Raw genomic sequence first — 26,866 nt, forward strand, 5'->3', positions numbered from 1 at the left:
GCGGCGCCGTGCGGGAGTTCATCGTCGAGGCGGACGGCGGCTCGCGGGGCAACCCCGGGCCGGCCGGGTACGGGGCGGTGGTGCGGGACGCGGCGACGGGGGAGGTGCTGGCGGAGGCGGCCGAGTACCTGGGCGTCGTCACGAACAACGTCGCCGAGTACCGGGGCCTGCTGGCCGGCCTGCGCACCGCCCACGCCCTCGACCCGTCCGCGGCGGTCCACGTGCGCATGGACTCCAAGCTGGTCGTGGAACAGATGTCGGGCCGCTGGAAGATCAAGCATCCCGACATGAAGCCCCTGGCCCTGGAGGCGGGACGCGTCTTCCCGGCCGACCGGGTGACGTACGAGTGGATCCCGCGCGAGCAGAACAGGCACGCGGACCGCCTGGCCAACGAGGCGATGGACGCGGGAGCCCGGGGCGAGCAGTGGACACCCCTCGATCCCACACCCGCCACACCCACCGCCCCTGCCCGCAGCGCGTCTTCGTCCGCTGCGACGGTTGCCGGCGGCGGGTCTTCGCCTGCGGTTGCTGCGCGTGGCGGGTCTTCGTCGGCTGCGGTGGTTGTCGGCGGTGGGTCTTCGCCTGTCATTCCTGCCGGCGGCGCGTCTTCGCCTGCGGTTGCTGCGCGTGGCGCGTCTTCGTCCGCTGCGGTGGTTGTCGGCGGCGGGTCCTCGCCTGTCATTCCTGCCGGCGGCGCGTCTTCGCCTGCGGTTCCTGCGCGTGGCGCGTCTTCGTCCGCCGCGGTGGCTGTTGGCGGCGTTTCCTCTTCCGGCGTGTCTTCGTCTGCGCCGCCTGCTTCCGGCGCTGCCCCTTCGTCAGGCTCCGGCTCTTCCCGTCGCGGGGCTGCGGAGGGGCTGGGTGGCACTGCCGCAAAGGCCGACGCCGACCGGCGGGCCGCTCGTGCCGTCGCGTCGCCCGGGTGGGCGCCCGCCGACATGGGAGCGCCGGCGACCTTCGTGCTGTTGCGGCACGGGGAGACGCCGCTGACGCCGCAGAAGCGGTTCTCCGGCAGCGGCGGTACCGACCCCTCCCTGTCCGACGTGGGGCGGGAGCAGGCCGAGCGGGTGGGCGCCGCGCTGGCCCGGCGCGGGACCATCGAGGCGATCGTCGCGTCCCCGCTCACCCGCACCCGGGAGACCGCCGCCATCGTCGCCCGCCACCTCGGCCTCGACGTGAGCATCGACGACGGCCTGCGTGAGACCGACTTCGGCGCCTGGGAGGGCCTCACCTTCGCCGAGGTCCGCGAGCGCCACCCCGGCGACCTGAACGCCTGGCTCGCCGACCCGCACGCCGAACCCACCGGCGGCGGCGAGAGCTTCGCGGCGACGGCGACCCGGATCGCCGCGGCCCGGGACAAGCTGGTCGCGGCCTACGCGGGCCGCACGGTCCTGCTGGTCTCCCACGTCACGCCGATCAAGACGTTCGTCCGCCTCGCGCTGGGCGCCCCGCCGGAGTCCCTGTTCCGCATGGAACTCTCGGCCGCCTCCCTGTCGGCGGTGGCGTACTACGCCGACGGCAACGCGAGCGTCCGTCTGTTCAACGACACCTCTCACCTGCGCTGACGCAGCCCGGCCGCCTCGCGGGCCAGGGCCTCCACCCGCGCCCAGTCCCGCGCGGCCACGGCGTCCGCCGGAAGCATCCAGGTGCCGCCCACACAGCCGACGTTGGGCAGCGCCAGATACTCGGCCGCGTTCGCCGCCCCGATCCCGCCCGTCGGACAGAACCGCGCCTGCGGCAACGGCCCGGCCAGGGACCGCAGATACGCCGTACCGCCCGCCGCCTGCGCCGGGAAGAACTTCATCTCCCGCACCCCGCGCTCCAGCAGCGCCACCACCTCCGACGTGGTCGACACCCCCGGCAGGAACGGCACCCCCGACTCCCGCATCGCCTCCAGCAGTACGTCCGTCCACCCCGGGCTGACCAGGAACCGCGCCCCGGCGTCCACCGACGCCCGCACCTGCTCCGGCGTGATCACCGTCCCGGCCCCCACCACCGCCTCCGGCACGTCCCCGGCGATCGCGCGGATCGCCTCCAGCGCCGCCGGCGTCCGCAACGTCACCTCGATCGCCGGCAGCCCTCCGCCGACCAGCGCCCGGGCGAGCGGCACCGCGTCCGCGGCGTCCTCCAGGACGACGACGGGCACGACGGGCGCGAGGTCCAGCAGCGAAGGCGCGGGCGAGGGCGAAGGAGGGGGCGGGGGCGGGGAGGCAGGCATGGCGTCATCCTGCCCAAGGGGTGCAGCATGCGCAAAGGACGTTGCGGAGAATGCAACGCAGGGTCAGTGGACCTCGTCCACCAGCACGTCCAGCGCCCACGCCTGCCCCGCCTTCGCGGGCGCCTGCGCCTCCACCACGTAGCCGAGGTCGCGCAGCACCTCCACCAGCTCCGCCGGACCCGCGGGACGCGCCCCCGCCGTCAGCAGACTGCGCACGATCCGCCCCTTGGTCGCCTTGTTGAAGTGGCTGACCACCTTCCGCGTCGGCGCGTGCAGCACCCGTACCGTCGCCGTGCGCCCCGCGACCTCGCCCTTCGGCTTCCAGGCGGCCGCGTACGCCGAGGACCGCAGGTCCAGGACCAGCCCGTCGCCGGCGGCCTCGGGCAGCGCCGCCGCCATCGGCGCCCGCCAGTGCGCGCCCAGCGCGCCGAGCCCCGGCAGGCGCACACCCATCGAGCAGCGGTACGAGGGGATCCGGTCCGTCACCCGCACCGCGCCCCACAGCCCGGAGAAGACCAGCAGCGAGCGCGCGGCCCGCTTCTTCGCGGCGGTGTCCAAGGACGCCAGGTCGAGAGCGTCGTACAGCACGCCCGTGTAGATCTCCCCGGCGGGCCGCGCCCCGGCCGTGCGCAGCCCGGCGTTCTTGGCCACCTCGCCGCGCAGCCCCTCGGTCAGTCCGAGCACCTCGCGCGCCTTCTCCTCGTCCGCCGCGCACAGCTCGACCAGCTCGTCCAGCACGGCCAGACGCGCGGCCGTCAGCCCCGGCAGGGACAGCGACTCCGGCTTCAACGGGGCGCCACGGCCGGAGGAGGCCTTGCCTTCGGAGGGAGGCAGCAGGACCAGCACGGAGGATCTCCTAACTCTTGAGCTCCCGGACAGCGTACGGTCCCCGCTCCTGCTGATCTCCCGCGCGGCGTACGGTTTCCGGCCGTCCCGGGTTCCGGCACGCGCACGGCTCTGTTACTCGCGAGTTCCGGCCCGGCGCACAGCCCTCGGCTCTCCCGGGTTCCGGGCCGGCGTACGGACCCCGGTCCTCCCGAGTTCTCGGCCAGCGCACCGACCCCGATCGGCTTACCCTCGCGGTATGCCCCGCCGCCACATCCGGGTGACCGGCGCCCCCGAGGCCCCCCTCCGGGCCGCGCTCGCCGCCCTGCGCACCGAGCTGGGCCTGCCCGGCGGCTTCCCGCCGGACGTCCTCGCCGAGGCCGAGCGGGCCGCGAAGACCGCCGTACCGCCTTCGTACGACGCCACCGGCGTCCCCCTGTTCACCATCGACCCGCCCGCCTCCATGGACCTCGACCAGGCGATGCACCTGGCCCGGCACGGCACCGGCTACCGCGTCCGGTACGCCATCGCCGACGTCGCCGCCTTCGTCGTACCTGGATCGGCCCTGGACGCGGAGACCCACCGCCGGGTGACGACCCTGTACCTCCCGGACGGCAGGATCCCGCTGCACCCGCCGCTGCTCGGCGAGGGCGCCGCGAGCCTGCTGCCGGGCCGGGTCCGCCCCGCCGCCCTGTGGACCATCGACCTGGACGCCGACGGCCGCACCCGCGCCGCCGACGTCCGCCGCGCCCTCGTCCGCAGCCGGGCCCGGCTCGACTACGCCGGCGTGCAGCGGCGGATCGACGACGGCACGGCCGAGGAGCCGCTGGCCCTGCTCAAGGAGGTCGGCGAGGCGCGGGAGCGGCTGGAGGCGGAGCGGGGCGGGATCTCGCTCAACGTGCCCGAGCAGGAGATCGTCGAGGAGGACCACACCTACCGGCCGGCCTACCGCGCCCCGCTCCCCGCCGACGCCTGGAACTCCCAGATCTCCCTGCTCACCGGCATGGCGGCCGCCGACCTCATGCTGGCCGGCGGCACGGGCGTGCTGCGCACCCTGCCCGCCGCCCCCGACGGCGCGGTGGGCCGTCTGCGCCGGACCGCGCACGCGCTGCACGTCGACTGGCCCCACCACGTCTCGTACGCGCGGCTCATCCGGTCCCTGGACCCGCACGACCCCCGCCACGCGGCCTTCCTCCAGGAGTGCACGACGCTGCTGCGCGGCGCCGGCTACACCGTGTTCCGGGACGGCGACCTCCCGGCCCTCACCACCCACGCCGCCGTGGCCGCCCCCTACGCCCACTGCACCGCGCCGCTGCGGCGGCTGGCCGACCGGTACGCGTCCGAGATCTGTCTCGCGACGGTCGCCGGACAGCCGCCGCCCGACTGGGTGCTCGCCGCGCTGGACGCCCTGCCGCACGAGATGTCCGAGGGCACCCGGCGCGCCGGGACGGCCGAGCGGGAGTGCGTCGACATCGTGGAGGCGGCCCTGCTCAAGGACCGGGTGGGGGAGGTGTTCGACGGCTGCGTGGTGGACGTGGAGGAACGCCGACCAGCCGTCGGGACGGTGCAGTTGGAGTCGCCCGCGGTCATCGGCCGGATCGAGGGCGAGGGCCCGCTGCCGCTGGGGGAGCGGCTGCGGGTGCGGCTCACGCAGGCCGATCCGGGAGCGGCGAAGGTACGGTTCGCACCCGCGTGAGCGATGACGGCGGCCCGTCCTCAGACGAGGGTCTGCGCCGCCCCGAACCACAACTCCAGTGCCTCAAGCGGACCTTGAGCCTGCCCCTGTCCCTGTCCCTGCCCGTCTACGTCGGCGGCCCACGCCACGTACCCGTCCGGGCGCAGCAGCAGCGCCGCGAGGTCCGGCCGGTCCGGGCACGTGGTGGTGACGACGTCCACGCGGCCGTCGTAACCCTCCGCGTGGGCACGGAGTTCGGGGTCGTCGGCGAGGTCCAGCAGGACGCCGTGCCCGGAGTGCAGCAGGTCGGCGAGGCGCCGGCCGTCGGCGAGTTCGAGGTCGGGGGCGCTGCGGCCGACCAGGGGGTGGTCGCCGGGCAGGTCGTAGTGCTGCCAGACGCCGGAGATCTTCTTCACGAAGTACGTCGTCCCGGCGACCGTCTCGGTGAGTTCGGTGACGACCTTGCGCAGGACGCGCGCCTTGCGCTCGGGCCGCATCAGCGCGATCTGCGCCCGCGTCCACTCCAGCACCCACGCGCCGATCGGGTGCCGTTCGGCCGTGTAGGAGTCGAGCAGCCCCTCGGGCGCCGTGCCCCTCACCACCGCGGCCAGCTTCCAGCCGAGGTTCATCGCGTCCCCGATGCCGAGGTTCAGGCCCTGCCCGCCGAACGGCGAGTGCACGTGCGCCGCGTCCCCCGCGAGCAGCACGCGGCCGGCGCGGTAGCTGTCGACCTGACGGCAGTTGTCGGTGAACCGGGTCGCCGAGAGCACCTTCGTCACCCTGACGTCCGCTCCCGTCACCCGGCGCAGGCTGCCCTCCAGGTCGGCTGCGGTGATGGGGGACACGCGGTCGGCGGGCGGTCCGTCGAACTCGACGGTGAGGATACGGCCGGGCAGCGGGCCGTAGACGTACGTACCGACGTCGGTGGTGTTCCAGCCGCGTTCGAGCCCCTCGGCGCCGGTCATCTCGACGATGGCCTGGTAGCCGGTGATCTCCGGGTCGGTGCCGGGGAAGTCGAACCCGGCGAGCTTGCGGACGGTGCTGCGCCCGCCGTCACAGCCGACGAGCCAGCCGGCGCGGATCTCCTCGGCGCGCGAGCCGTCCGTGTGCGTGACGCGTACGGTCACCCCGTCGTCGTCCGCGTCGAACCCCGTCAGCTCGGTCCGGCGCCGCACCTCGACGCCCAACTCCCGTGCTCGCTCGGCGAGTAGCCGCTCCAGCAGGGCCTGCGGCACGAAGCCGACACCGTCGACCGGGCCGAGGTCGGAGAAGTCCGGGTCCGACTCGTCCAGGCGCTCGCCGTGCAGCCAGATCCCGGCGAAGTGCCCGGCGAACCGGGGCGGCGGCGCCGGTGCCGCCTCGCCCTGCGCCGTCTGGAACCCCCGTATCTTCGCCAGCATCTCCGCCTGCGCCTCGGCCAGCCCGGGCAGCATGCCGCGCCGGTACAGGGCGACCGTGCTCGGCGTGTTGATGGAGCCCGCCTTCAGCGTCTCGTCCACCTCGGCCAACCGCTCCACCACCAGCACGCGGGCCCCGCCGAGCGTCAGCTCACAGCCCAGCAGCAGCCCTACGGGCCCGGCGCCGGCCACCACCACGTCGTACTCGGCCCGGGTCTGCGTCTCCGTATCCGTCTTCATGGCACTGATTGTAGTCACTAAAAATTTTTAGCCGCTATAGTTTTCCGCATGGTGCAGGAAAACGGGCGCGGCGGGGGGCGGGAGCTGCCGCTGCGGGAGCGCAAGAAGCGGGAGACGCGGCAGCGGATCTCGGACGTGGCGACGGGCCTGTTCAAGGAGCGCGGCTTCGAGAAGGTCACCGTCGCGGAGATCGCGCGCGGGGCCGGCGTCTCGGCGATGACGGTCTTCAACTACTTCCCGCGCAAGGAGGACCTGTTCCTCGACCGCATTCCCGAGGCGGTCGAGACGTTCGCCGGGGCGGTACGGCACCGGGGCCCCGACGAGACCCCGCTCGCCGCCCTCCGCCGCGTCACGCTCGACCTGGTCGACCGGGAGCACCCGTTCTCGGGCGTACGGTCCGACTTCGCCGCCTTCTTCCAGGTCGTCCTGGACTCGCCCGCACTGCGCGCCCGCGCCCGCGAGGGCGTCGAGGAGATCGAGGAGGCGCTGGTGCGGGCCCTGGAGGAGACGGCCCCGGAGGTCGAGGACCCGCGCCTGCTGGCGACGCTGACCGTGGCGGCGTACCGCGCGGTGTTCGTCGGCTCGGCCCGGCGGCTGCTGGCGGGCGAGGAGGCGGAGGCGGTGGCGGAGGACCACCGGGGGAGGGTGGCGGCGGCGTTCGGGATGCTGGAGAGGGTGTTCGGCTGAGGCATGAACAAGGGCCTCGCGGTGTTACCCCCCAGGGGGACCGGCGGGGTGTTACCCCTCCAGAGGGACCGGCAGGGGGCGAACGGGATGGGCGAACAGGCACTGTGGACGCGGGCCCGCCTGGGCCGCGACGGCCCCCACCTCGACCTCCTCACCGCCCGCTTCGACAAGCACGTCTACGCCCCGCACGCCCACGACGAGTTCACCGTCGGCGTCTGCGTCGCCGGCTCGGAGGTCATCGACTACCGCGGCGGCCGCATCCGCCCGGGCCCGGGCTCCATCGTCGTACTGGCACCGGGCGAGGTGCACACGGGAGGCCCCGGCAACGCGACCGACGGCTACGCCTACCGGGCCCTGTACGCGGACACGGCCCTGCTGACCGACGGCACGCTGGGCGACCGCCTCCCGCACTTCCGCGAGCCGCTGATCGACGACCCGGAACTGGCCGCGGCGATCCTCCTCACGCACCAGGAACTGGGCGCCCGCCCCGACCCCCTGGAGGCGGAGTCCCGCCTGCCCTGGCTGCTGACGGCCCTGGCCCGCCGCCACTCCACGGCACGCTCCGCCGCCGACCCGGTCCCCGGAGCCCACCACATCACCACGTTCGTACGGGACCGTCTGGCCGACGAACTCCTCGACCCTCCCTCCCTGGCCGACCTGGCACGCGACCTGGGCCTGTCCCGCTACCAGCTCCTGCGCGCCTTCCGTACGACGATGGGCCTGCCGCCGTACGCCTGGCTGGCCCAGTACCGCGTGACCCGCGCCCGCCGCCTCCTGGACACGGGCCTGCGCCCGGCGGAGGTGGCGTCCCTGGTGGGCTTCGCCGACCAGGCGCATCTGACCCGCTGGTTCCGCCGCGTCCTGGGGGTGACCCCGGCGGCGTACCGCAACAGCGTTCAAGACGTCAGGCCCTGATCCGGCCGAAGGTGGGCGCATGACTGCACGCGGCTGGTTCCTGTTCTCCCTGATGGGAGTGGTCTGGGGCATCCCCTATCTGATGATCAAGGTGGCGGTGGACGCCCCGCTGTCCCCGTCGGTGGTGGTGTTCACGCGCTGTCTGCTCGGCGCGGCGCTGCTGCTGCCCTTCGCGCTGCGCGGCGGCGGCCTGTGGCGGACGATCCGCTCCCACTGGCTGCCGATGCTGGCCTTCGCGTGCATAGAGATCATCGGCCCGTGGTTCACGCTGACGGACGCCGAACGCCACCTGTCGAGCTCGACGGCGGGCCTGCTGATCGCGGGCGTGCCGATCGTCGGGGTGGTCCTGGCCCGCTTCTTCGGTGGCACGTCCGGCGACACGCTCGGCGACACGTTCGGCGACACGGAGAGCCTGGGGGCACGGCGGGCGACGGGCCTGGCGCTGGGCCTGGTGGGGGTCGGAGTCCTCACGGTCCCCCACCTCACCGGCGGCGACGCCCGCTCCCTCGGCGAGGTCATGCTGACGGTGCTGGGCTACGCGACGGCCCCGCTGATCGCGGCACGCTGGCTGAGGGACGTGTCGACGCTGCAACTGACGGCACCCTGCCTGGCGCTGGCGGCGCTGGTGTACGCGCCGGCGGCGGCGATGTCGTGGCCGTCCACGGTCCCGTCGGCCTCCGTGCTGGCGGCCCTGGCGGGCCTGGGCGTGATCTGCACGGCGCTGGCGTTCGTGGCGTTCCTGGAACTGATCAAGGAGGCGGGCCCGACCAGGGCGACGGTCTTCACGTACGTCAACCCGGCGGTGGCGGTGGCGGCCGGGGCACTGTTCCTGGACGAACCCTTCACCCTCGGCATAGGGGTGGCCTTCGCCCTCATCCTGGCGGGGTCGGTACTGGCGACGGCGGGACCGGCACGTAGGGGCTCCGCCCGCCCGGTAACATGGTCGACACGGCAGACGAGCCGGGCGGACGGCCGCGTGGAGTCCCCTTGACGGGGGGCTTCCCGAGGAACGTCCGGGCTCCACAGGGCAGGGTGGTGGCTAACGGCCACCCGGGGTGACCCGCGGGACAGTGCCACAGAAAGCAAACCGCCGGGGACCTCGGTCCTCGGTAAGGGTGAAACGGTGGTGTAAGAGACCACCAGTGCCCAGGGTGACCTGGGCAGCTAGGTAAACCCCACCCGGAGCAAGGTCAAGAGGGGCGCGGTCACACGCGCCCTGCGGGGACGCCCGAGGGCTGCCCGCCCGAGTCCCCGGGTAGACCGCACGAGGCCGACGGCAACGTCGACCCTAGATGGATGGCCGTCACCCCGACTCCCGCGAGGGACCGGGGCACAGAACCCGGCGTACAGCCCGACTCGTCTGCCGCTTCGCATTTCTGCAGGCCAGAGGCCATGCCTATTGACCGAACAAACCATCTGGGTCGAATCCGGGGCGAATCTGAGGTGTAGGCATCGGCGCTTCCGCCCCCGCCCGTGCGGCATATCCGGACATTTTGGTCGTGGAATATGATCCAGTGTCGCTAAGGATTTCGCGACGGGCGCGGCGGCGGCCTGGTCAGCCCTCTGCCGCCGCGCGCAGTGCCGCTTTTCAGCGGAAGGCGTCAGCGTTGCGTTCGCACCAGGCGCGGAAGGTTCCAGCTGCCACTCCGGTGACGTTCTCGACGTCATCTCTGACGGGTCCTGCGTAGCCGCCTCGGGGCGGCGCGCGGCCTCTGTGTAGGCCGCTACTCATATGGGAGGCAGCCCGACATCCCCCTCTGCACACCCCTGCGCTCGCCCCGGAAAAAGAAAAAGAGGTGAGGGGGACTGCGGGCGAACGGGCGGGCGCGTGCCGCCGGGGGATCGGGGCCGCGTTGCTCATGTTGCGCGTCGGCGGGCGCCTCCGCGCTCGGCGTCGAGATCGTCGACTCCGGCCAGGTGAAAGAGACCACGATCGCCGGGCGGGCCGGGCAGGGGTACGACGATGACTCTGGAGCCCGTCGCCCCCCTGGTCGGATGGTCAGGTGCCGGACGGTCTCGCCGTCACCGCCGCACGCTGGGCCTACCTCTTTGCGCCCGACGCCGTCCGCGTAGGTCTCCCCAAAGCCCAGAACAGCACCCCCAGCACGACGAACCCGGCCAAGGGGACCGCCTCCGTCAGGAGGTAGGTCCAGCGTTCGGCGTAACTCCAGCCGTCCGGGCGGAAGTCGGCGCCGAACCAGTGGTCGCCGAGGCCGGGGGCGACCAGTTGGACGCTGGCGAAGAGGATCAGGACGGTCAGGACCGCGCTGATGGTGCGGGGGAACGGGGCCCGGTACGGGCGCTCGGCCTCCGGGGCCTTGCGGCGCAGTACCGCCAGGGCCGGGAAGATGCCCAGGTAGCTGACGAGGGTGGTGGAGACCGCCAGGCCCAGCACGGCGCCGAAGAGCTTCGCCGCGCTGCCGTCGGTCAGTTCGTGGGCCAGGACCAGGACGAGCGTGGAGACCAGGCCGCTGAGGATGTTGACCCGCACCGGGGTGCCGAAGCGGCTGGAGATGACGCCGAGGAAGCGGGGAGCGGCGCCGTCGTAGCCGGAGACGGCCAGGGCGCGGTCGGACCCCATGACCCAGGTGACGCCCGAGGACAGCACCGTCAGGATGAACAGGATCGCGGCCAGGCCCCCGAGCAGGCTGCCGGCGCCGCTGAGCGTGACCGTGCCGTCGGCGCCGACGTGGCCGCCGTACACCGTGAAGACCTGGCGGATCGCGTCGATGAAACCGCCGAGGCCGGAGATCGCCTTGACCGGCAGGACCAGGAGGATGCCGAGGATGGGGAGCGCGTAGAGCAGGACCGCCAGGAGTGCGCTGCGGAAGATGGCGAAGGGGACGTCCTTCTGGGCGTCCGTCATCTCGTCGCCCGCCGTGTTGGGGAGTTCGAAGCCCACGTAGTTGAACATCAGGACCGGCACCAGGCCGACGAATCCCGCGTACGTCGGCGAGAAGTCGCCGGCGCCGAACCCGTGCAGGCCGTGCCGGACGCCGTACACCACGACCGTCAGCGTGAACAGGCCGAGCAGGACGAAACGGCTCCACGCGCCGATCGTCGGGATCCACTTGCCGATGTCGAAGGAGAGGATCGCGGCCAGGACGCCGACCCAGACGAAGAGCAGGGTGAAGACGTAGAAGGCGGGGGTGGACAGGTCCTTGCCGTCGTTGAAGAACGTCGTGTACGCCGTGACGGCCGAGACGGAGAGGGTGCCGCCGAGCCAGACCGGGTTGGTGATCCAGTACAGGAAGTTGTTGACGGCGCCGGCCAGGCGGCCGAAGGCGCGGCTGGTCCAGATGTACGGGCCGCCCTCGTCGGGGAAGGCGGCCCCGAGCTCCGCGGTGAGCAGCGCGGACGGCACGAAGAACACGACGGCCAGCACGAGGAGCCAGGTGAACGCCTCGGCGCCGGATGAGGCCACCGTGCCGATGGTGTCCACGCCGACGATCGTGCACAGCAGGAAGAACAGGATGTCGAAGCGGCCGAAGTGCTTGCGCAGTTTCTGCCGCTCGGTCTGGGCCGCGGCCGGCGCGTCGGCCGGCTCGTGGGTCATCTGGCCAGCGGTCACCGGGGGCTCCTGGAGGTTCGGGTCAGGATGCGATTCAGGGGCGGGATTCGGCCAATGATCGGACCGCGCGACAAAAACACACAAGTGGTCGAGTGCAAGTCTTGACCTTTGCCTTCAGCCGCCAACGTGCCCGAAACGGCGCCGAAACATCCGGCCCGTCCCAGCCGGTGTGCGGTCCCGTGCACACCTATGAAAAGTTCATGTTCGAGTGGTGAAGACGGCACTGTCCGTGACCACCGGCCTCTTCGCAGGATTCTCTCCAGCGGCGGACGACAAACGCCCGTCGCGACGACACGACGGAGAGAAGGGAACGCCATGACCGAGAACGTCACCACCGCAGCGAACATCTTCGAGGTCGACCCGTACGGCGAGCTCGTCCGGCTCGGCCTGCTGCCCGGCACCGTCGCCCCGCGGCCGACCGTCCCGGGCGCCGGGTCCCGTGCGCGGCTGGACATCGAGGAGCTCGACGTGTTCGACGGCACGCGCCCGATGACCGCCGGGCTGTGCCTGCGCAGCGTGCCGGGCGGTTCGGCCGGCCTGTGCGTGCGCAGCGTTCCCGCCGAGCGCGCCGCTGCGTGACCGCCATGGGGGGACGGGAGCCGCGGGCGGCCGGGGAGCCGCGGGTGGGGTTCAAGAAACATCTGAGGGTCGAGGTGGTCCCGGGCGAGGCCGCCTACCTCGTGTCGGCGCGGGGGGTCACCGTGCTGCGGGGCGCGGACGCCGAGGCGCTGGCGCCCCTGCTGGACGGGACCCGGACCCTGTCCGGAGTCCTGACGGAGGCGTCCCACGCGGTGCCGCAACCGCAGGCGGAGGACGCCATCCGCCGCCTGGTGGAGGCGGGCCTCGTCCGCACCCATGGCGCGGGGGAGGCCGTCCGCTCGTCCGGTGCCGGTGACGGCCTCCAGCCGTCCGGCGTTCCCGATTCCGGCGAGGCCTACTGGGACCTCGCCGGCCTCGACGGGGCGCGCGCCGCCGCCCTCGTGGCCGGTACGCCCGTGCGGGTGCGCTGTCTGGACGGTGTCGACCCGGGTGAGGTCGCCGAGGTCTGCGTCGGGGCCGGACTCCGGGTGACCGACGGGCCCGCCGCGCTCACCCTCGTCGTCTGCGCCGACTACCTGGACCCGGCCCTCCGCGCCGTGGACGCCGCCCAACGGGCCGACGGACAACCCTGGTTGCTGGCCAAACCCGGCGGCTTCGAACCCTGGACGGGCCCCGTCTTCCGCCCGGGCGACGGACCCTGCTGGACCTGCCTGGCGCACCGCCTGCGCGGCCACCGCCGCTCCGAACGCCCCGTGCAGCGGGCGCTGGGCCTGGCCGGCCCGGTGCCCCGGCCCATGGCCTCGCCGTCGGCCGGACGCGCTCTCGGCCTGCACCTGGCCGTCCTGGAAGCCGCCAAGTGGCTGGCCGGCCTGCGCTACGACCGCCAGGACGCCGTCTTCACCTACAACACTCTCACCCTGCGCGGCACCGGCCACGAGGTGCGCCGCAGGCCCCAGTGCCCCGAGTGCGGCGACCCGGGCATGGTCGCCGAGCGGGTCGGCCGACCCGTGATCCCCGTCTCCCGGCCCAAGGGGCACGACACGGGCAACGCGCACCGGGCCCTGACACCCAGTCAGTTCCTTGAGGCGCACGGCCACTTGGTGGGGCCCGTCACCGGGGTCGTGCGGGAGATACGGCGGGACCCGGCCGGCATCGGCTTCGTCGACACCTGCCTGTCCGGGCAGAACCTCGCCGTCGACGCCCGCACCCTCGCCGGGCTGCGGGCCGGGCTGCGCGATCTCAGCGGCGGCAAGGGGCTCACCCCCCTCGAAGCGCGGGCGAGCGCGCTCGGCGAGGCCGTCGAGCGGTACTGCGGATCACGGCACGGCGACGAGCCCGTCGTCCACGACACGTACCGCGCCCTGGGCGACGCGGCCCTGCACCCCAACGCCTGTCAGCTCTACGACGTACGCCAGTACCGCGACCGCGAGGAGTGGAACCGGACGCGGTCGCACTTCCAGTACGTGCCGCGGCCCTTCGACGTCGGCCGGCCGACGGACTGGACCCCCGTCTGGTCGCTCACCGAGGGCACCCACCGGCTGCTGCCGACCTCGTTCCTCTACTTCGACGCGGAGGCCGGCCCCGACTCCGTCTGCGCCGACTCCAACGGCAACGCCGCCGGCTCCACCCTCGAAGACGCCCTGGTCCAGGGCTTCCTGGAGCTCGTGGAGCGGGACGCGGTCGCCCTGTGGTGGTACAACCGCACCCGCCACGCCGCTCTCGACCTGGACGCCTTCGACGCCCCCTGGGTGGAGCGGATCGAGGACGGCTGCCGGCGCCTGAACCGCGAGGTCTGGGCCCTGGACCTCACCTCCGACCTGGGCATCCCGGTGGTGGCCGCGCTCTCCCGGCGCACCGACAAGCCCGCCGAGGACATCGTCTTCGGCTTCGGCGCCCACTTCGACCCCGCGATCGCCCTGCGCCGCGCCCTGACCGAGATGGCCCAGCTGCTGCCGGCCGCCGCCTCGGCCCGCCCCGACGGCACCGGCTACACCCTCACCGACGCCGAGCCGCTCGCCTGGTGGCGGCACGCCACCCTCGCCAACCAGCCCTATCTGCGCACCGATCCGCACCTAAGCCCGCGCACCCCGGCCCACTGGTCCTACGCCCCGCGCGCCGACCTCGCCGACGACGTCGCCGACATCCTGGCCCTGACCCGGCGCCACGGCCTGGAGGTGCTGGTGCTCGACCAGACCCGCCCCGACATCGGGCTTCCCGTGGTCAAGGTGATCGTCCCGGGCCTGAGGCACTTCTGGGCGCGCTTCGCCCCCGGGCGGCTCTACGACGTGCCGGTCAGGACAGGGCGGCTGGCCGCGCCGACGCCGTACGAGCAGCTCAACCCCATCCCCTTGTTCGTATGACCGAACACTTCCGGCCCGGCGGGGGGATGGACAGGTTTTTGCCATGCGTTGACGCGACCTCCGTATGATGCTGCGCGGTCGTAGCCGTACTTGGGGGGTACCTACGTGTCACGCGGGGAAGCGCGCCGGAGCGTGCCAGGCGAAACGTCACAGCACGAACCGCGGGAGGCGGCCGGCGACCCGGCCGCCGACCCACCCGGCCGCGGACCGGGAACCGCGGGGGAGATACCCGCCCCCAGGCTCGCCCGCGCGATGCTGATCGCGGTACTGCTCAGCTTTCTGCTGATCACCGTCCTGAACATCACGCGCCAGCACATGCGGCCGTACATGCTCGTCATCGGCCTGGTGAGCCTCGGGCTGATCTTCGTTCTGCAACTGCGGCACTCGGCGGCCGGCGCCGCCCGCGCGCCGGGCCGCCGCAAGCTGCTCACCCTCGGCCTGCAGGCCGCCCTCACCTATCTGCCGCTGTTCTTCTTCCGCTCCGAATGGGGCGCGATGGCGGGCTTCCTGGCCGGTTCCGTACTGCTGGTGCTGCCGGCCCGGGTGGGCTGGACCCTGTACGGAACCATCGGGCTCACCATGCTGTGCCTGCCGATCGAGGACGGCAAACCCCTGTCGGAGAGCGCCTATTACGCGGAGTCGACGCTGCTGTGCGGACTCGTCGTCTACGGCTTCACCTGGCTCACCGACCTCGTGGTGCGGGTCCAGGCCACCCGGGGTGAACTCGCCCGCACCGCCGTCGCCAACGAACGCCTGCGCTTCGCCCGCGACCTGCACGACCTGCTCGGCTACAGCCTCTCCGCCATCACGCTCAAGTGCGAGCTGGTCCACCGCATCGCCCTCAGCCATCCCGAACGGGCCCGCGAGGAGATCGAGTCGGTGCTCGACATCTCCCGCCAGTCGCTCGCGGACGTGCGGATGGTGGCCAGCGGGTACCGCAAGATGTCCCTCTCCCAGGAGGCCACCTCGGCCGGTTCGGTGCTCGGCGCCGCGGGGGTCGACGTCGAGGTCGACGTCCGGCTGGGGCCGCTCGCCCCGCAGGTGGACACCGTGCTCGCGACGGTGCTGCGCGAGGGCATCACCAACGTGCTGCGCCACAGCGAGGTGCGGTGCTGCACGATAAGGGCCTGGGAGCAGCGCGGGCAGGCGATGCTGTCCGTCGTCAACGACGGGGTCGACCCCGCCCGCCGCGACCCCTCCCCGCACCGGGGCAGCGGCCTGGGCAACCTCGCCGTGCGCCTCAGCGACGTCGGCGGCTCGCTGATCGCGTCCGTGCGGGAGGACGGCCGTTTCGAGGTGCTCGCCAAGGCTCCGCTGGGGCCGGCCGGGCAGCCGGAGGTACGGCGGCCCGCCCCGGAGTCGGTGGCCTGAATCGCCTTCTGCCGACCTCCAGTTGGCATCCAGCCGCCCTCCACCCGGCTCGCCGATGCTCGGTGCCAGGCGCGGCGCCGTGCCGTGCGAGCCGGATGGAGAAAGCGACGGTGAGGCTCAAATGGCCGTGGACGCAGGACGGTTCCGGGAGCTCTTCGGCTCCTTCCCGACGTCGGTCTCGATCGTCACGACGCTGGACCGGACGGGCGAGCCCCGCGGGTTCACGTGCAACGCGGTGTCCGCGGTGTCGGTGAACCCGCCGCTGCTGCTCGTCTGCGTCGACAAGGGGTCGCGCAGCCTGCCGGCCCTGCAGCACTCCGGTGCCTTCGTCGTGCATGTCCTGGCCGACGGCGGCCAGGACGCCTCGGAGCGGTTCGCGGGCAAGTCGGCCGACAAGTTCGCCGGCCACGCCTGGCGCCCCTCCGCGGTGGCGGGCGGCGCGCCCGTGCTCAGTGACATCGCCCTCGGGCACGCCGAGTGCACGGTCGTGCAGCGGGTGGAGGCGGGCGACCACTGGATCCTCATCGGCCGGGTGGAGGCCGCGGAGGTGTTCTCCCGGCGGCCCCTGCTCTACCACCGGCGCGCCTACAGCGTCTGGGACCCGGCCGCCGAACTGGCGGGCACGCGCGGCTGACACCGACGCGGACGGGCCCGGCCGGCTTCCCGGTCGGGCCCGCTTCAGTCCTCGCCGGCGCTCACGCGTGGCAGGCCGGCAGTCCCCCGTGGAACTCCACCATCTCCCCGAACAGCGCCCCGATGTCCATCCGTTCGCCCGGCACCCCGCCCAGCACCTCCGCGTACGCCCGGTGCAGGTTCGGCACCAGCCGCTCGGAGTCGAGGAGTTCGGCCCACTCGCCGAGGTCCGTCTCCCGCGCCAGCTGCAACGGGCCGATCCCGGCCGCCAGACCCTGCCGGGCCAGCTCCTGCACCCAGCGCAGATATCCCTCGGCCCGGTCGAGGGCCTCGGGTCCGGCCACCGGCCCGTGCCCGGTCACCACCGTGCGCGCGTTCAGCCTCCGGAGTTCGGCGATCGCGTCGAGGGAACCGGATACGGAACCCATCGGGCAGAACGGGGTGACGCCCGACATCACCAAGTCGCCGGTGAACAGCACCCGTTGCTCCGGCAGCCACACCACGGTGTCGTCGGTGGTGTGCGCGGGGCCGAGGTGCAGCAGCTCCGCGCTCACCTCGCCGACGTGCAGCGTCAGCCGGTCCCGGTACGTCAACGAGGGCAGCGCCAGCCGGAGTTCGCCCCACTTCACGTCCGGCCACAGGGTCGTCAGGTGCAGCCCCGCCCCGGCCATCTCGGTCCGCGTGCGCTCGTGCGCCACCACCACCGCCTCCGGCGCGAAGACGAAGTTGCCGAAGGTGTGGTCGCCGTGGAAGTGCGTGTTGACCACCGTCCGCGGCGAGTTGGCCGACACGCCGCGCACCGCGTCCCGCAGGGCCAGCGCGCGGGAGGCGGTGGCCGCCGTGTCCACCACGGCGCACTCCCCGCCGGACACGATCACACCGGCGTTGTTCAGACACCAGCCGCCGTCCGGCTGGACGTAGGCGAAGACGCCCTCGGCGACCTCCTCCAGCTTCGGTTCCGACTCCGTACGCAGCACTGTCACAGCCCTCTCCTGATCTGCTCGTGGCCAGGACGACCACGGTGACCGCCGCGTATCGAGTGCCGGTCGAACCCGGACGGACAGCGATCGGTTGGTTACGATCGTCGGAGTACGAGCAGTGTGAGTGGCCCAAGCCCTCAACGGGGAGACACGCTTTGATACGCATCCTGCTGGCCGAGGACATGCACATGGTCCGAGGCGCTCTGGTTGCCCTGCTGCAACTGGAGAACGACTTCGAGGTCGTCGCCGAGGTGGAGCGCGGTGACCGGATCGTGCCGGCCGCCCTCGACGAGCGGCCGGACGTCGCCATCATCGACATCGACCTGCCCGGCGTGGACGGACTGACCGCCGCGGCGCAGCTGCACGACCGGCTCCCGGAGTGCCGGTGCCTGATCCTGACCAGCCTCGGCCGGCCCGGCACACTGCGGCGGGCGCTGGCGTCCAAGGTCTCCGGGTTCCTGCTCAAGGACGCCCGGCCGAAGGAGCTCGCCGAGGCGGTGCGCAGGGTGCACGCCGGGCACCGGGTGATCGACCCGCAGCTGGCGATGGACGCCTGGGGCGGCGCCGAAAGCCCGCTGACCGACCGGGAGTTGGAGGTGCTGAAGCTGACGGCGGACGGGGCGGAGGCCTCCGAGATCGCCGAGCAGCTGCATCTGTCGGTGGGGACGGTGCGCAACTACCTGACGAGCGTGGTGTCCAAGGTGAACGGACGCAACCGGCTGGACGCGGTGCGCATCGCCCGCGAGTCCGGGTGGCTGATCTAGGCCCTGTCTTCCGGATCAGCCCGGCGTCGCGGGGTCTGGCACGCACTTCCCCACGCTCGGCTTCGCTCGCGCGGGAGGGGTCCCTGTCGCTCCGCGTCGGCTCCCTCCTCCGCCTTGCATCTGCACGCCCCCTCCGCTCGAACGGCCTCGCGCGCAGGCACCCCCATCGCCCCGCTCGGGTCGGCCACGATGCGCCGTACCCTGCAGCCGGTCCGATCCGAAGGACAGGCCCCCGGGGAGGGCGTCGCGGCTCAGCCCTCGGCGGTCATGCCCGCCGCCGCCAGATACGCCAGGATGTCCGCCGCCGTGGCCGGAGCCGGCGGGAGCGCCAGGACCGTCGCCGGGCTCATCGGGCGGGCCAGCACCCGCGCCGACCAGGCCGCCTCCGGGCGGTGCAGCACCACGCGGAACGGCGTGAGGACCGACTCGACCACCAGCGCGCCCGCCACCGTGCGCAGGGTCGCGAACGGCGACAGGCGCAGCGGGGCCGCCGCGGGCAGCCGTACCGGATCGAAGGCCGTGTCACGGGTCAGCGTGAACACGGACAGCAGCGGGCCCTTCTCGTCGTCCGTGCCCAGGCTGCGCACCACCAGGTGGGACAGGCTGCGCAGGACCGGCCACACCGGGGAGGTCTCGGGCAGGCGGGCGCCGGGGGCGCGGGTGGCCGGGTGGGCCAGCGACGTGTGCACGTTGGACAGCAGCACGGGCCCCAGCGTCATCCGGCGCAGCACCTCGCGCAGCACCGGGTCCGCACACCGTACGGCCTCGGCGGCGGCGCCGCAGCGCAGCACCAACTCCCCGCCCGCGTACGCCTCCACGGTCACCTCTTCGCGCAGCGACCACAGAGGCATCGTACAAGGGCCGGTCCGCGGAACCTCACCATCGAAGGACACGCACAACCTCCCGTAACCGCTGTGAGTATCGGGCCGCCGCGTGAACCGGGGGCAGTGAACGGCTCACGCGGGAGGGGTGAGATGTTCACGCCCCGGAAGGTGACGAGGACACTGGGAAGGGGCGGTGGCCGAGTGTGACGATCCATGGCAAGGACCTAGGAGGTACCGCTGTGGAGATCAAGGTGCTCGGACCACTGATGGTCCGGGAACGGGGCATGTCGATCGTGCCCAGCGCAGGAAAACCACGACAGATCCTCGCCGTGCTCGCCCTGCGGGCCGGCCGGGTCGTGCCCGCCGCCACGCTCATGGAGGAGATCTGGGGCCAGGACATCCCGCGCAGTGCGGCCACCACGCTGCAGACGTACATCCTGCAACTGCGCAGGAAGATCGCGACCGCGCTCGGCGACGCGGAGGGTGTGACGCCGAAGGACGTGCTCGTCACCAACTACGGCGGCTACCTGCTGAAGGCGGCGGCGCAGGACAGCGACCTGCGGGAGTTCGAGCGGCTGTCGGCCGCCGGCGGCGCCGCCCTGGAGCGCGGCGAGGCCCGTGCCGCCGCCGACCTGCTGGCCCGCGCGCTCGGGCTGTGGAGGGGGGCGGCCCTCGCGGACGTGCCCGTGGGGCCGGTGCTGGGGCTGGACCTGGTGGGGATGGAGGAGGCCCGGATGCGGGCCCTGGAACAGCGCATCGAGGCCGACCTGGCCGTGGGCCGGCATGCCACGCTGCTGGCCGAACTGCGCATGCTGGTCGAGCGGTTCCCGATGCAGGAGAGCCTGGTGGCCCACCTGATGCTCGCGCTGCACCGCTCCGGCAGCACCTGGCGGGCCCTGGAGGCCTTCCAGCGGCTGCGCGGCACGCTCGTGGAGGAGCTCGGCATCGAGCCCTCGGCCCGGCTGCAGGACCTGCACGGCAGGATGCTGGCGGGCTGCCCGTCCCTGGACCTGCCCGAGGACGCGGGCTACGGCGTGCCCGCGCGGCTGTCGGCCTGACCCGTCACTCGTCACCACCAGGGCCGGACTCCGCCCCGTCGAGGGCGGGTTCCGGCCCGGTGCGGTGGGCGGCGGCGGCCAGGACGGTGGCCGCGAGGTCGTCGTCGAGCATCGTGCGGGCCCGCGTGTCGCGGCTGGTGCCGAGGGCGCCCCGCGCGATCGCGGCGCTCGCCGTGTACGCGCCGTCCAGCACATGGGACACGAATGTCCAGCCGCCCTGCTCCACCGGCACCCCGTCGGCCCGCAGCAGCCGGCCCGGCCCCTCGCCGCCGACCGGTTCGAAGCCGAAGGACGTGAACGGCAGCCGCATCCCGAACCCGAGCGCCTTGCTGTACGCCTCTTTCAGCGTCCACAGCCGCACCAGCGCGGCGTTGCGCCGCTCGGCGGGCAGCCGGCCGATGTCCTCCGCCTCCCGCGCGACGCAGATCTCCCGCTCGACGGGGCTGCCCAGGACGGGCCGGTCGGCCGCCTCGACGTCCACCCCGACCAGGCCCAGCCGGCTCACCGCCACGACCAGCATCCGCCCGGTGTGGCTCAGGCTCACCTCCAGCTGGTCGCAGCCGCGGACGTACGGCCGCCCGCCCGGCCTGCGCGCCAGCTCCAGCTCCTCCGGCTCGGCACCCAGCGCCGCGGCCGCCGCGTGCTTGAGCAGCATCCGGGAGGCCGCGAACCGCTGCCGGTGCCCGGGGCTGCCGATCCGCTCGTAGCGAGCCAGCTCCCGACCCAACAACGCGGGCAGCGCCTGGACTTCGGGACTCCAGTCCTCCGGTCGACCCCACACCATCGCGTACCCGGTGGCAGCCAACGCACTGTGCAGACCGCACAGCGCCCCACCGGGCCCAGACGCAAACACCGGCTCCGGCCCCGGAGGACTGGGTGCCGGGTCGGGGTCCTGGCGCCGGGGGGTCGGGGTGAGGTGGGGTGTCGTCGTCATGGGGGCGTGCCTCCTGCCAGTGGTTCGTCGTACAGGTCGAGCGTGCGGCCGGCCCGGCAGCGGGCCAGGACCTCCGTCATCGCCGCCGCCGTGCTGTCGGCGGCCTCCGCCGGCACGGGCAGGCCGAGGCGTACGGCGATCCTGGCCAGGACGCCCAACAGCAGCGCCGGGTCGGCTCGTCGCGGGTCGGAGTCCCACACGCCGAGGCAGGCGCCGGCCGCCGCGAGCAGGGTGTGCCGCTCGGCGAGGGCGAAGCCGCGGGGGTTGGCCAGTCCGGCGGGGTCGCCTTCCGGCAGGCGACGGCACTCCTCGGCCAACAGGTCCATCTCGGCGGCCAGTCGGCGGACGAGGGCGGCGAGGGGCGTCCGCCGCCGGCCCAGCCGGGACGGCGCGTCGCGCAGGGCCGCGGCCAGGGGGTCGTGCCGGGCGGCCAGGGCGAGGGCGGCCGGGTCCCAGGGCGGCAGGGGGCCGTCGGCGCGGAACAGGGCGCCGGGCGCCGCGTCCGTGCCGGGGCGCCAGGAACGCCGGGCCAGGTACGGGAGTTGGGGCAGCAGGCTGGCCAGGCTCGCGGCGGCGCCCGCGTGCCCCGGCGGCATGCCCGCCAGGTCCCGCAGGTGCTTGCGGAAGGTGCCGTACGCGCCCTCCTCCCGGTGCACCCGCGGCCCGAGGATCGCCGCGAGATCGTCGGCGGCCTCCCGCAGCACCCTCGGCACCAGGTACTTGGCCGCGGCGGCCGGCACGCTGGAGTCGCCCGGCGTCACGTGCAGCGCGCGGATCGCCGCCAGCAGCAGGCAGTCACACAACAGCAGGTCCAGGAAGGCGCCGGCGACGGCCGCCCGGGTGTAGCGGGCGTCCAGGGGACGCACTCCGTGCGCGCCGCCCGAGCCGGACAGCCCCACGACGGTGCGCAGCGCGGTGTCGGCGCAGCCCAGCGCCATCGCCGGGACGAGCGGGCGGGTGATCTGCAGACAGCGCAGCATCACCTCGGTGCCGCCGCCCGCCGTACCCAGCAGGGCCTCGGCCGGCACCGGGCAGGCGGCGAACTCGATGCCGCCGACGGGGCAGCCGCGGATGCCCTCGGCCCGGTGGCGGGGCAGGTCGCGCACGGCACCGGCGGGCACGCGACCGCGTTCGACGAGGACCGCCGAGTGCGCGCCGCCCGCCCGGCCGGCCCCGGTGCGGGCCAGCACCACCAGGGCGCGGGCCCGGGCCGCGTTGGTCACCACCGCCTTGTGCCCGGCGAGCAGCAGACCGCCCGCCCCGTCGGGGAAGGCGGTGACGCTGCTGGTGCTGAAGTCGTTGCCGTGCGCGATGTCGTGGAACAGCACCGAGGCACGCCCGCCGTCCAGCAACAGGTCGGCCACGCGCGCCTGTTGGACGGGTGAGCCGTGCGCCCACACGGCGACGCCGGCGACGAGGGAGGCGGCGCCGAAGCCGAGCCCGAGCGCGAAGTCCCGCCGGAAGACCGCGCGCAGCAGCCGGGCCGGCGCGTCGAGCCGGTCCAGCCGGCCGCCGAGTGCGGCCGGCACCAGCTCCTCGTGCAGCCCGTGCTTGGCCAGCAACTCCTCGCCGCCTGGCGGGAGGTCATGCCGACGGTCGGCGTCCAGCACTGCGGGGTGTCCGAACGGGTTCGCCGCGTCCAGCGGATCGCCGAGCAGTTCCTCCAGCGCGCGCACGCGGTCCGCCGGGTCCGCCGATGACAGCATGGCCGTCCCTTCCCTCCGTCCGTCCGCTCCCGCGGAACGCCTCAGAACATCTGGTCGTGCGTCACCAGCCGGGAGCGGGTGAGCACGCGGGCGCCGTCCACCTCCAGCACGTCGTGCACCACGCAGCTCGGCGCGATCTCCGGCTTGCCGCCGGGGCGGACGGTGACGACCAGGGCGTACACCGTGGAGGCCAGGGAGCCGTCGGGCTGCGGGGTCAGCGCGATGTGGGTGAACCAGTGGCGGCGCTGCACCGGGTCGCCGTCGAACCGCTTGTGGAACTCCACCAGTTCGGTGACGATCCCGGGCCGGGTGCGGGCGGGCTCGGCCTGCGGGGAGTGCTGGAAGGTCCCGTCCTCGGTGAAGGTGGCCGCGTAGTCCTCGAACCGCAGACCGTCCAGGGCCTGCATCTGGTGGGCGTAGAAGTGCTGGACGCGCGCGTACACGTCGGGGGTGACGTCGGTCGGCGCGTCGGTGGTGGTGAGGGTCTGGGACATCCGACTCTCCTGTTCGGGGCGGTCGTTGACCGGCCCACCATCACCCCGCCCCCTCGAACGCGGCTCGAAGCCCGCTGATCGAACCCGCTGCTCAAGGCCGCCTTGAGGGGTGCTCCAGAGGACCTGCCGAGTCTCGGAGGCGACCGTCCGACGCACGACCTTGGAGGAGACATGACGCAGACCGCGGCGCCCGTGGCGCTGGTGACCGGGGCGACCAGTGGCATCGGCCTGGAGATCGCCGACCGCCTCGGCTCGCTCGGCGCCCGGCTCTACCTGTGCGCCCGCAAGTCCGAGGAGCTGACGAGCACCGTCAAGTCCCTTCAGGAGAAGGGCTACGACGCCGACGGCACCGTCTGCGACGTGGCGGACGCGCAGCAGATCCGCGCCTATGTGCGCGCCGCCGTCGACCGGTTCGGCCCCGTCGGCATCCTGGTCAACAACGCCGGCCGCAGCGGCGGCGGCGCGACCGCCGAGATCCCCGACGAGCTGTGGCTCGACGTGATCAACACCAACCTCAACAGCGTCTTCCTGATGACCAAGGAAGTCCTCACCACGGGCGGCATGCTCGCCGCCGGCCGCGGCCGCATCATCAGCATCGCCTCCACCGGCGGCAAGCAGGGCGTCGTGCACGCCGCCCCCTACTCCGCCTCCAAGCACGGCGTCGTCGGCTTCACCAAGGCCCTCGGCCTGGAGCTGGCCCGCACCGGCATCACCGTCAACGCCGTCTGCCCCGGCTTCGTCGAGACGCCGATGGCCGAGCGGGTGCGCGAGCACTACGCCGGGATCTGGGGCGTCAGCGAGCAGGAGACCCACGACCGCATCACCGCCCGCGTCCCGCTGGGCCGCTATGTGACCACCCGCGAAGTGGCCGCCATGGTCGAGTACCTGGTCGGTGACGACGCGGCCGCCGTCACCGCGCAGGCCCTCAACGTGTGCGGCGGTCTCGGCAACTACTAGGGAGAGCCGTGATCACGCAGCAGCACCCGCTCCGGCCGGCCGCGACGGCCGAACACACCCTGTTCCAGGACGACTTCCGAGACGGCCTGCGCCACACCGGCGCGGACGCCCCCTGGGAGCTGCGGCCCGCCGGGGGCCTGCCGCACGGCGACGGGATCGTCCGCCGCACCGAGGACGGCTTCACCGTCGTCCCCACCGGCCTGCACCCCGGCACCGGCGACCCCGCCTTCGCCCGCCCCACCGGCCCCGAACCGCCCAGCGCCCTGCTGCGCTGGACGGCCGCCCTGCGCGCCACCGCGAGCTCCGGACTGCCCGGCTTCGACGCCGTACCCGGCCGGCTGCTCACCGCGGAGGCCGAGGTGGCGGTACGGGCCTTCGGCACCGGCGGTTCCCCCGCCGACGGTGCCGCGGCCGACCCCGCGCGCGACGTCGCCCGGGCCGCCGGCGTGCTGCTCGGCTTCGACCGCGAGACCGGCATGGTCTTCGACTTCGCCCTCACCGGCAGTGCCGTCTACGCGATCTACGAGCGGCTGCCCGTCGCCGGCCGCACCCACCGGGCGTTCTCCTGCGCCGTCCCGCTGGCCGGTGTGCGCCCGGGCCGCTTCCACCACTGCGCCCTCACCCTGGACCGCTCCGCCTCCACCGTCACCTGGACGCTGGACGGCACCGAGGTCCTCAGCGTGGCGAGCATCGGACACCAGGACTTCCACGACTCCTTCCTGATGTGGGACGTCCCCGGTCCGGAGGAACCGGTGACCCCGCGCCAGCTCTGCTTCGGCTTCAGCCTGTTCGCCGCCGAGCCGGCCGGACAGGGCGTGCGCCTCGACGCCCGCCGCCTGCGCGTCACCACGCGGCCCGTCTGAACCCGCCCCTCACTCAAGGGAGTTACCCCGCATGTCCGCCAAACGCGTCGCCCTGGTGACCGGTTCCACCTCCGGCATCGGCGAGGCCGTCGCCCGCCGCCTGGCCGCCGAGAACATCCGCGTGGTGATCAACTCGGCCCGCTCGGTGGAGGAGGGCGAGAAGCTCGCCGCCGAACTGCCCGACGCCCACTACATCCAGGCCGACATCGCCGACGAGGCCGACGCCCGCCGCCTGGTCGCCGAGACCGTCGCCCACTACGGACGCCTCGATGTCCTGGTCAACAACGCCGGCACCACCCGCCTCATCCCGCACGCCGACCTGGAGGCCGCCACCCCCGACATCTGGCGCGAGATCCTCGGACTCAACGTCATCGGCACCTGGCAGACCACCGTGGCCGCCGTACCGCACCTGAAGGCCGCGGGCGACGCCGTCGTGGTCAGCGTCTCCTCGGTGGCCGGCAGCCGCCCCGCCGGCAGCTGCATCCCGTACGCGATCAGCAAGGCGGCCATCGAGCACCTCACCCGGCTGCTGGCCAACGTCCTGGGCCCCGAGATCCGCGTCAACGCGGTCGCCCCCGGACTCATCGACACCCCCTGGACCAAGGACTTCACCGCGATCGCCGAGCACGTGCGCGAGGCCACCCCGCTGCGCCGGGTCGGCGACCCCCGGGACGTGGCCGACGCCGTCCTCGGCCTGGTCTCCTCCGCCTACACCACCGGTGCCGTGCTCAGCGTGGACGGCGGTGCCCACCTCCTGTGACCTTCATGTGCCGCCGAGCGGAAGGACCGTAGGACGTGCGACTCGGCGCCAACCTCGGCTACCAGGGCGCGGGCCGGCTGGCCCGCGCCGCGGAGGACCTCGGATACACCCTCGCCCTCGCCCCGGAAGGCCTGCGCTCGGACGCGCCGAGCGTCCTCGGTCTGATGGCGGGGGCGACGCGCCGTATCGGCCTCGGTTCCGCCGTCATGCAGATGCCCGCCAGGCCCCCGGGCCTGACCGCGCTGACGGCCGCGACCCTGGACGCGGTCAGCGGCGGCCGGTTCCGGCTGGGCCTCGGCGTCTCCAACCCGCAGGTCGCCGACGGCTGGTACGGCGCCGCGTTCACCGAACCCCTCGCCCGCACCCGCGAGTACGTCGGCGTGGTGCGCCGCGCGCTGACCGGCGAACCGGTCGAGCACCAGGGCCGCCACTACCGCCTGCCCGGCACCCCGGGGAACGGGGGAGTGCCCCCGCGGATCACCACCGAGCCCTCCGGCCGCCCCGTCCCGCTGTATCTGGCCGCCGCCGGACCCAGGACCCTGCGCCTGGCCGGGGAGATCGCCGACGGCTGGCTCGGCGCGCTCACCCCCGCCGAGGCGCTCGCGGACGTGCTGCGCGAACTCGCCGCCGGCCGCGCCCGCACCGGCCGTGACCTGACCGGCTTCGAGGTGCTGCCCAGCCTGCCCACGGCCGTCGCCGCCGACCTGGACACGGCCGTCGACCTCCTGCGCGCCCACTACGCCCACCTCCTCGGCATCGGCGACCCCGACGCCAACTGCCACTACCGGCTCGCCGTGGCCCTCGGCCACGCCCGGCAGGCGGCACGGGTACGACGCCGGCTCGCGGCCGGCGACCCGACGGGGGCCGCCGCCGCGGTGCCGGCCGGGTTCGTCGACGCCACGGCGCTCGCGGGCCCCGTCGACCGGATCGCGCGCCGGATGCGTGCGTACGCCGAGGCGGGGGTGACCTCGCTGGGCGTGATGGTGTCGGCGACGGACACGGATGTCACCGGGCGCGTCGGGCAACTACGGCTCGCGGCGCACGCGTTGCGCCTTTCGAGGACCGTATGACCAAGGGCCGGGCGCCTCCTCGCGGAG

General features: G+C 73.6%; 23 protein-coding genes, 1 other RNA gene and 1 pseudogene. 16 read left to right on the plus strand and 9 right to left on the minus strand.

Translation table 11 applies throughout. The features are described from left to right. The first annotated feature begins 8 nt into the window (after nt 1-8). Nucleotides 9-1,562, plus strand: a complete 1,554-nt coding sequence (locus ACYF6T_RS35960) for a bifunctional RNase H/acid phosphatase (RefSeq protein ID WP_461701819.1) — start codon at nt 9-11, stop codon at nt 1,560-1,562. Here ACYF6T_RS35960 and eda read toward each other — a convergent pair. Both eda and yaaA read right to left on the minus strand, forming a co-directional pair. Further along, nucleotides 1,550-2,215, minus strand: coding sequence for a bifunctional 4-hydroxy-2-oxoglutarate aldolase/2-dehydro-3-deoxy-phosphogluconate aldolase (gene eda / locus ACYF6T_RS35965; protein WP_461701820.1), 666 nt, complete (start codon nt 2,213-2,215; stop codon nt 1,550-1,552). The genes ACYF6T_RS35960 and eda overlap by 13 nt on opposite strands. A 63-nt stretch (nt 2,216-2,278) precedes the next feature. Then, nucleotides 2,279-3,061 (minus strand): peroxide stress protein YaaA, encoded by a 783-nt coding sequence (yaaA, locus tag ACYF6T_RS35970; RefSeq protein ID WP_461701822.1) that lies wholly within the window; start codon nt 3,059-3,061, stop codon nt 2,279-2,281. Between the two features lie 238 nt (nt 3,062-3,299). Here yaaA and ACYF6T_RS35975 point away from each other — a divergent pair, with 238 nt between their 5' ends. After that, nucleotides 3,300-4,736 carry an RNB domain-containing ribonuclease gene (locus ACYF6T_RS35975; protein ID WP_461701823.1) on the plus strand — a complete coding sequence of 479 codons (1,437 nt, stop codon included), beginning with the start codon at nt 3,300-3,302 and terminating at the stop codon, nt 4,734-4,736. A 20-nt stretch (nt 4,737-4,756) separates the two neighbouring features. On the opposite strand, the gene ACYF6T_RS35980 is transcribed toward ACYF6T_RS35975, so the two are convergent. Then, nucleotides 4,757-6,352 (minus strand): FAD-dependent oxidoreductase, encoded by a 1,596-nt coding sequence (locus tag ACYF6T_RS35980; protein ID WP_461701824.1) that lies wholly within the window; start codon nt 6,350-6,352, stop codon nt 4,757-4,759. A gap of 48 nt (nt 6,353-6,400) precedes the next feature. Here ACYF6T_RS35980 and ACYF6T_RS35985 point away from each other — a divergent pair, with 48 nt between their 5' ends. The 4 genes and pseudogenes from ACYF6T_RS35985 to rnpB all read left to right on the plus strand — a co-directional run bounded on the left by ACYF6T_RS35985 (nt 6,401) and on the right by rnpB (nt 9,317). Continuing rightward, a complete protein-coding gene (locus ACYF6T_RS35985; RefSeq protein WP_461701825.1) occupies nt 6,401-7,039 on the plus strand; it encodes a TetR/AcrR family transcriptional regulator in 639 nt (212 codons plus the stop codon). 87 nt (nt 7,040-7,126) lie between these two features. Then, nucleotides 7,127-7,954, plus strand: coding sequence for a helix-turn-helix transcriptional regulator (locus tag ACYF6T_RS35990; RefSeq protein ID WP_461701826.1), 828 nt, complete (start codon nt 7,127-7,129; stop codon nt 7,952-7,954). An 82-nt stretch (nt 7,955-8,036) separates the two neighbouring features. Then, nucleotides 8,037-8,792, plus strand: a pseudogene (locus ACYF6T_RS35995) (DMT family transporter); the annotation flags it as partial. Between the two features lie 118 nt (nt 8,793-8,910). After that, nucleotides 8,911-9,317: RNase P RNA component class A (rnpB, locus tag ACYF6T_RS36000), an RNA gene on the plus strand. A 678-nt stretch (nt 9,318-9,995) separates the two neighbouring features. On the opposite strand, the gene ACYF6T_RS36005 is transcribed toward rnpB, so the two are convergent. Next, entirely contained in the window at nt 9,996-11,525 is a 1,530-nt protein-coding gene (locus ACYF6T_RS36005; RefSeq protein WP_461701828.1) for an APC family permease, read from the minus strand. A 315-nt stretch (nt 11,526-11,840) separates the two neighbouring features. Between ACYF6T_RS36005 and ACYF6T_RS36010 the strand changes: the two genes are divergently transcribed. The 4 genes from ACYF6T_RS36010 (at nt 11,841) to ACYF6T_RS36025 (ending at nt 16,430) form a co-directional block, all read left to right on the plus strand. Further along, the gene (locus tag ACYF6T_RS36010) at nt 11,841-12,104 is read left to right on the plus strand and encodes a hypothetical protein (protein WP_461701830.1); all 264 of its coding nucleotides are present in this window, start codon (nt 11,841-11,843) and stop codon (nt 12,102-12,104) included. Nucleotides 12,105-12,109: 5 nt separating this feature from the next. After that, nucleotides 12,110-14,425 carry a TOMM precursor leader peptide-binding protein gene (locus ACYF6T_RS36015; protein ID WP_461701831.1) on the plus strand — a complete coding sequence of 772 codons (2,316 nt, stop codon included), beginning with the start codon at nt 12,110-12,112 and terminating at the stop codon, nt 14,423-14,425. Nucleotides 14,426-14,557: 132 nt separating this feature from the next. After that, nucleotides 14,558-15,796: a sensor histidine kinase gene (locus ACYF6T_RS36020; RefSeq protein ID WP_461701833.1), complete on the plus strand. Its 1,239-nt coding sequence runs from the start codon at nt 14,558-14,560 to the stop codon at nt 15,794-15,796. Between the two features lie 121 nt (nt 15,797-15,917). Further along, a complete protein-coding gene (locus ACYF6T_RS36025) occupies nt 15,918-16,430 on the plus strand; it encodes a flavin reductase family protein (RefSeq protein ID WP_461701835.1) in 513 nt (170 codons plus the stop codon). Nucleotides 16,431-16,491: 61 nt separating this feature from the next. Here the strand turns inward: ACYF6T_RS36025 and ACYF6T_RS36030 are convergent, their stop codons facing one another. Continuing rightward, on the minus strand, nt 16,492-17,412 hold the full coding sequence (locus tag ACYF6T_RS36030; RefSeq protein WP_461701837.1) for an MBL fold metallo-hydrolase: 921 nt from the start codon (nt 17,410-17,412) through the stop codon (nt 16,492-16,494). A gap of 152 nt (nt 17,413-17,564) precedes the next feature. On the opposite strand from ACYF6T_RS36030, the gene ACYF6T_RS36035 reads away from it, so the two are divergent. Beyond that, nucleotides 17,565-18,173, plus strand: a complete 609-nt coding sequence (locus ACYF6T_RS36035) for a response regulator transcription factor (RefSeq protein ID WP_461701839.1) — start codon at nt 17,565-17,567, stop codon at nt 18,171-18,173. 251 nt (nt 18,174-18,424) lie between these two features. Here ACYF6T_RS36035 and ACYF6T_RS36040 read toward each other — a convergent pair whose 3' ends face one another. Further along, a complete protein-coding gene (locus tag ACYF6T_RS36040) occupies nt 18,425-19,024 on the minus strand; it encodes an NADH oxidase (protein WP_461701841.1) in 600 nt (199 codons plus the stop codon). Between the two features lie 212 nt (nt 19,025-19,236). Here ACYF6T_RS36040 and ACYF6T_RS36045 point away from each other — a divergent pair, with 212 nt between their 5' ends. Further along, on the plus strand, nt 19,237-20,055 hold the full coding sequence (locus tag ACYF6T_RS36045) for an AfsR/SARP family transcriptional regulator (RefSeq protein WP_461701842.1): 819 nt from the start codon (nt 19,237-19,239) through the stop codon (nt 20,053-20,055). A 4-nt stretch (nt 20,056-20,059) separates the two neighbouring features. On the opposite strand, the gene ACYF6T_RS36050 is transcribed toward ACYF6T_RS36045, so the two are convergent. The 3 genes from ACYF6T_RS36050 to ACYF6T_RS36060 are packed head-to-tail and all read right to left on the minus strand — an operon-like array spanning nt 20,060 to nt 23,189. Next, nucleotides 20,060-20,989 (minus strand): 4'-phosphopantetheinyl transferase family protein, encoded by a 930-nt coding sequence (locus ACYF6T_RS36050; protein WP_461701844.1) that lies wholly within the window; start codon nt 20,987-20,989, stop codon nt 20,060-20,062. Further along, nucleotides 20,986-22,695 (minus strand): acyl-CoA dehydrogenase, encoded by a 1,710-nt coding sequence (locus tag ACYF6T_RS36055; protein WP_461701846.1) that lies wholly within the window; start codon nt 22,693-22,695, stop codon nt 20,986-20,988. The genes ACYF6T_RS36050 and ACYF6T_RS36055 overlap by 4 nt, the downstream gene beginning before the upstream one ends. A 41-nt stretch (nt 22,696-22,736) precedes the next feature. After that, nucleotides 22,737-23,189: a nuclear transport factor 2 family protein gene (locus ACYF6T_RS36060; protein ID WP_461701847.1), complete on the minus strand. Its 453-nt coding sequence runs from the start codon at nt 23,187-23,189 to the stop codon at nt 22,737-22,739. A gap of 171 nt (nt 23,190-23,360) precedes the next feature. Here ACYF6T_RS36060 and ACYF6T_RS36065 point away from each other — a divergent pair, with 171 nt between their 5' ends. From ACYF6T_RS36065 to ACYF6T_RS36080, 4 genes are read left to right on the plus strand one after another with little or no spacing between them, the layout of a single operon-like run. Continuing rightward, nucleotides 23,361-24,146 (plus strand): SDR family NAD(P)-dependent oxidoreductase, encoded by a 786-nt coding sequence (locus ACYF6T_RS36065; protein WP_461701849.1) that lies wholly within the window; start codon nt 23,361-23,363, stop codon nt 24,144-24,146. Nucleotides 24,147-24,154: 8 nt separating this feature from the next. After that, nucleotides 24,155-25,009, plus strand: coding sequence for a DUF6081 family protein (locus tag ACYF6T_RS36070; protein ID WP_461701850.1), 855 nt, complete (start codon nt 24,155-24,157; stop codon nt 25,007-25,009). Nucleotides 25,010-25,040: 31 nt separating this feature from the next. Continuing rightward, complete coding sequence (locus ACYF6T_RS36075; protein ID WP_461701851.1) at nt 25,041-25,769, plus strand: SDR family NAD(P)-dependent oxidoreductase; 729 nt, start codon at nt 25,041-25,043, stop codon at nt 25,767-25,769. Nucleotides 25,770-25,804: 35 nt separating this feature from the next. Continuing rightward, nucleotides 25,805-26,839 carry an LLM class flavin-dependent oxidoreductase gene (locus tag ACYF6T_RS36080; RefSeq protein ID WP_461701852.1) on the plus strand — a complete coding sequence of 345 codons (1,035 nt, stop codon included), beginning with the start codon at nt 25,805-25,807 and terminating at the stop codon, nt 26,837-26,839. Nucleotides 26,840-26,866: the final 27 nt, after the last annotated feature.

This window comes from Streptomyces sp. 7R007 (assembly GCF_054850255.1).

Coding starts and splice junctions, on each gene's coding strand:
- ACYF6T_RS36065 (WP_461701849.1), top strand. CDS start 23,361: ATGACGCAGACCGCGGCGCCCGTGGCGCTGGTGACCGGGGCGACCAGT.
- ACYF6T_RS36055 (WP_461701846.1), bottom strand. CDS start 22,695: ATGCTGTCATCGGCGGACCCGGCGGACCGCGTGCGCGCGCTGGAGGAA.
- ACYF6T_RS36010 (WP_461701830.1), top strand. CDS start 11,841: ATGACCGAGAACGTCACCACCGCAGCGAACATCTTCGAGGTCGACCCG.
- ACYF6T_RS36050 (WP_461701844.1), bottom strand. CDS start 20,989: ATGACGACGACACCCCACCTCACCCCGACCCCCCGGCGCCAGGACCCC.
- ACYF6T_RS35975 (WP_461701823.1), top strand. CDS start 3,300: ATGCCCCGCCGCCACATCCGGGTGACCGGCGCCCCCGAGGCCCCCCTC.
- ACYF6T_RS36075 (WP_461701851.1), top strand. CDS start 25,041: ATGTCCGCCAAACGCGTCGCCCTGGTGACCGGTTCCACCTCCGGCATC.
- ACYF6T_RS36060 (WP_461701847.1), bottom strand. CDS start 23,189: ATGTCCCAGACCCTCACCACCACCGACGCGCCGACCGACGTCACCCCC.
- ACYF6T_RS35990 (WP_461701826.1), top strand. CDS start 7,127: ATGGGCGAACAGGCACTGTGGACGCGGGCCCGCCTGGGCCGCGACGGC.
- ACYF6T_RS36040 (WP_461701841.1), bottom strand. CDS start 19,024: ATGCCTCTGTGGTCGCTGCGCGAAGAGGTGACCGTGGAGGCGTACGCG.
- ACYF6T_RS35985 (WP_461701825.1), top strand. CDS start 6,401: ATGGTGCAGGAAAACGGGCGCGGCGGGGGGCGGGAGCTGCCGCTGCGG.
- ACYF6T_RS35980 (WP_461701824.1), bottom strand. CDS start 6,352: ATGAAGACGGATACGGAGACGCAGACCCGGGCCGAGTACGACGTGGTG.
- ACYF6T_RS36025 (WP_461701835.1), top strand. CDS start 15,918: ATGGCCGTGGACGCAGGACGGTTCCGGGAGCTCTTCGGCTCCTTCCCG.
- ACYF6T_RS36015 (WP_461701831.1), top strand. CDS start 12,110: ATGGGGGGACGGGAGCCGCGGGCGGCCGGGGAGCCGCGGGTGGGGTTC.
- eda (WP_461701820.1), bottom strand. CDS start 2,215: ATGCCTGCCTCCCCGCCCCCGCCCCCTCCTTCGCCCTCGCCCGCGCCT.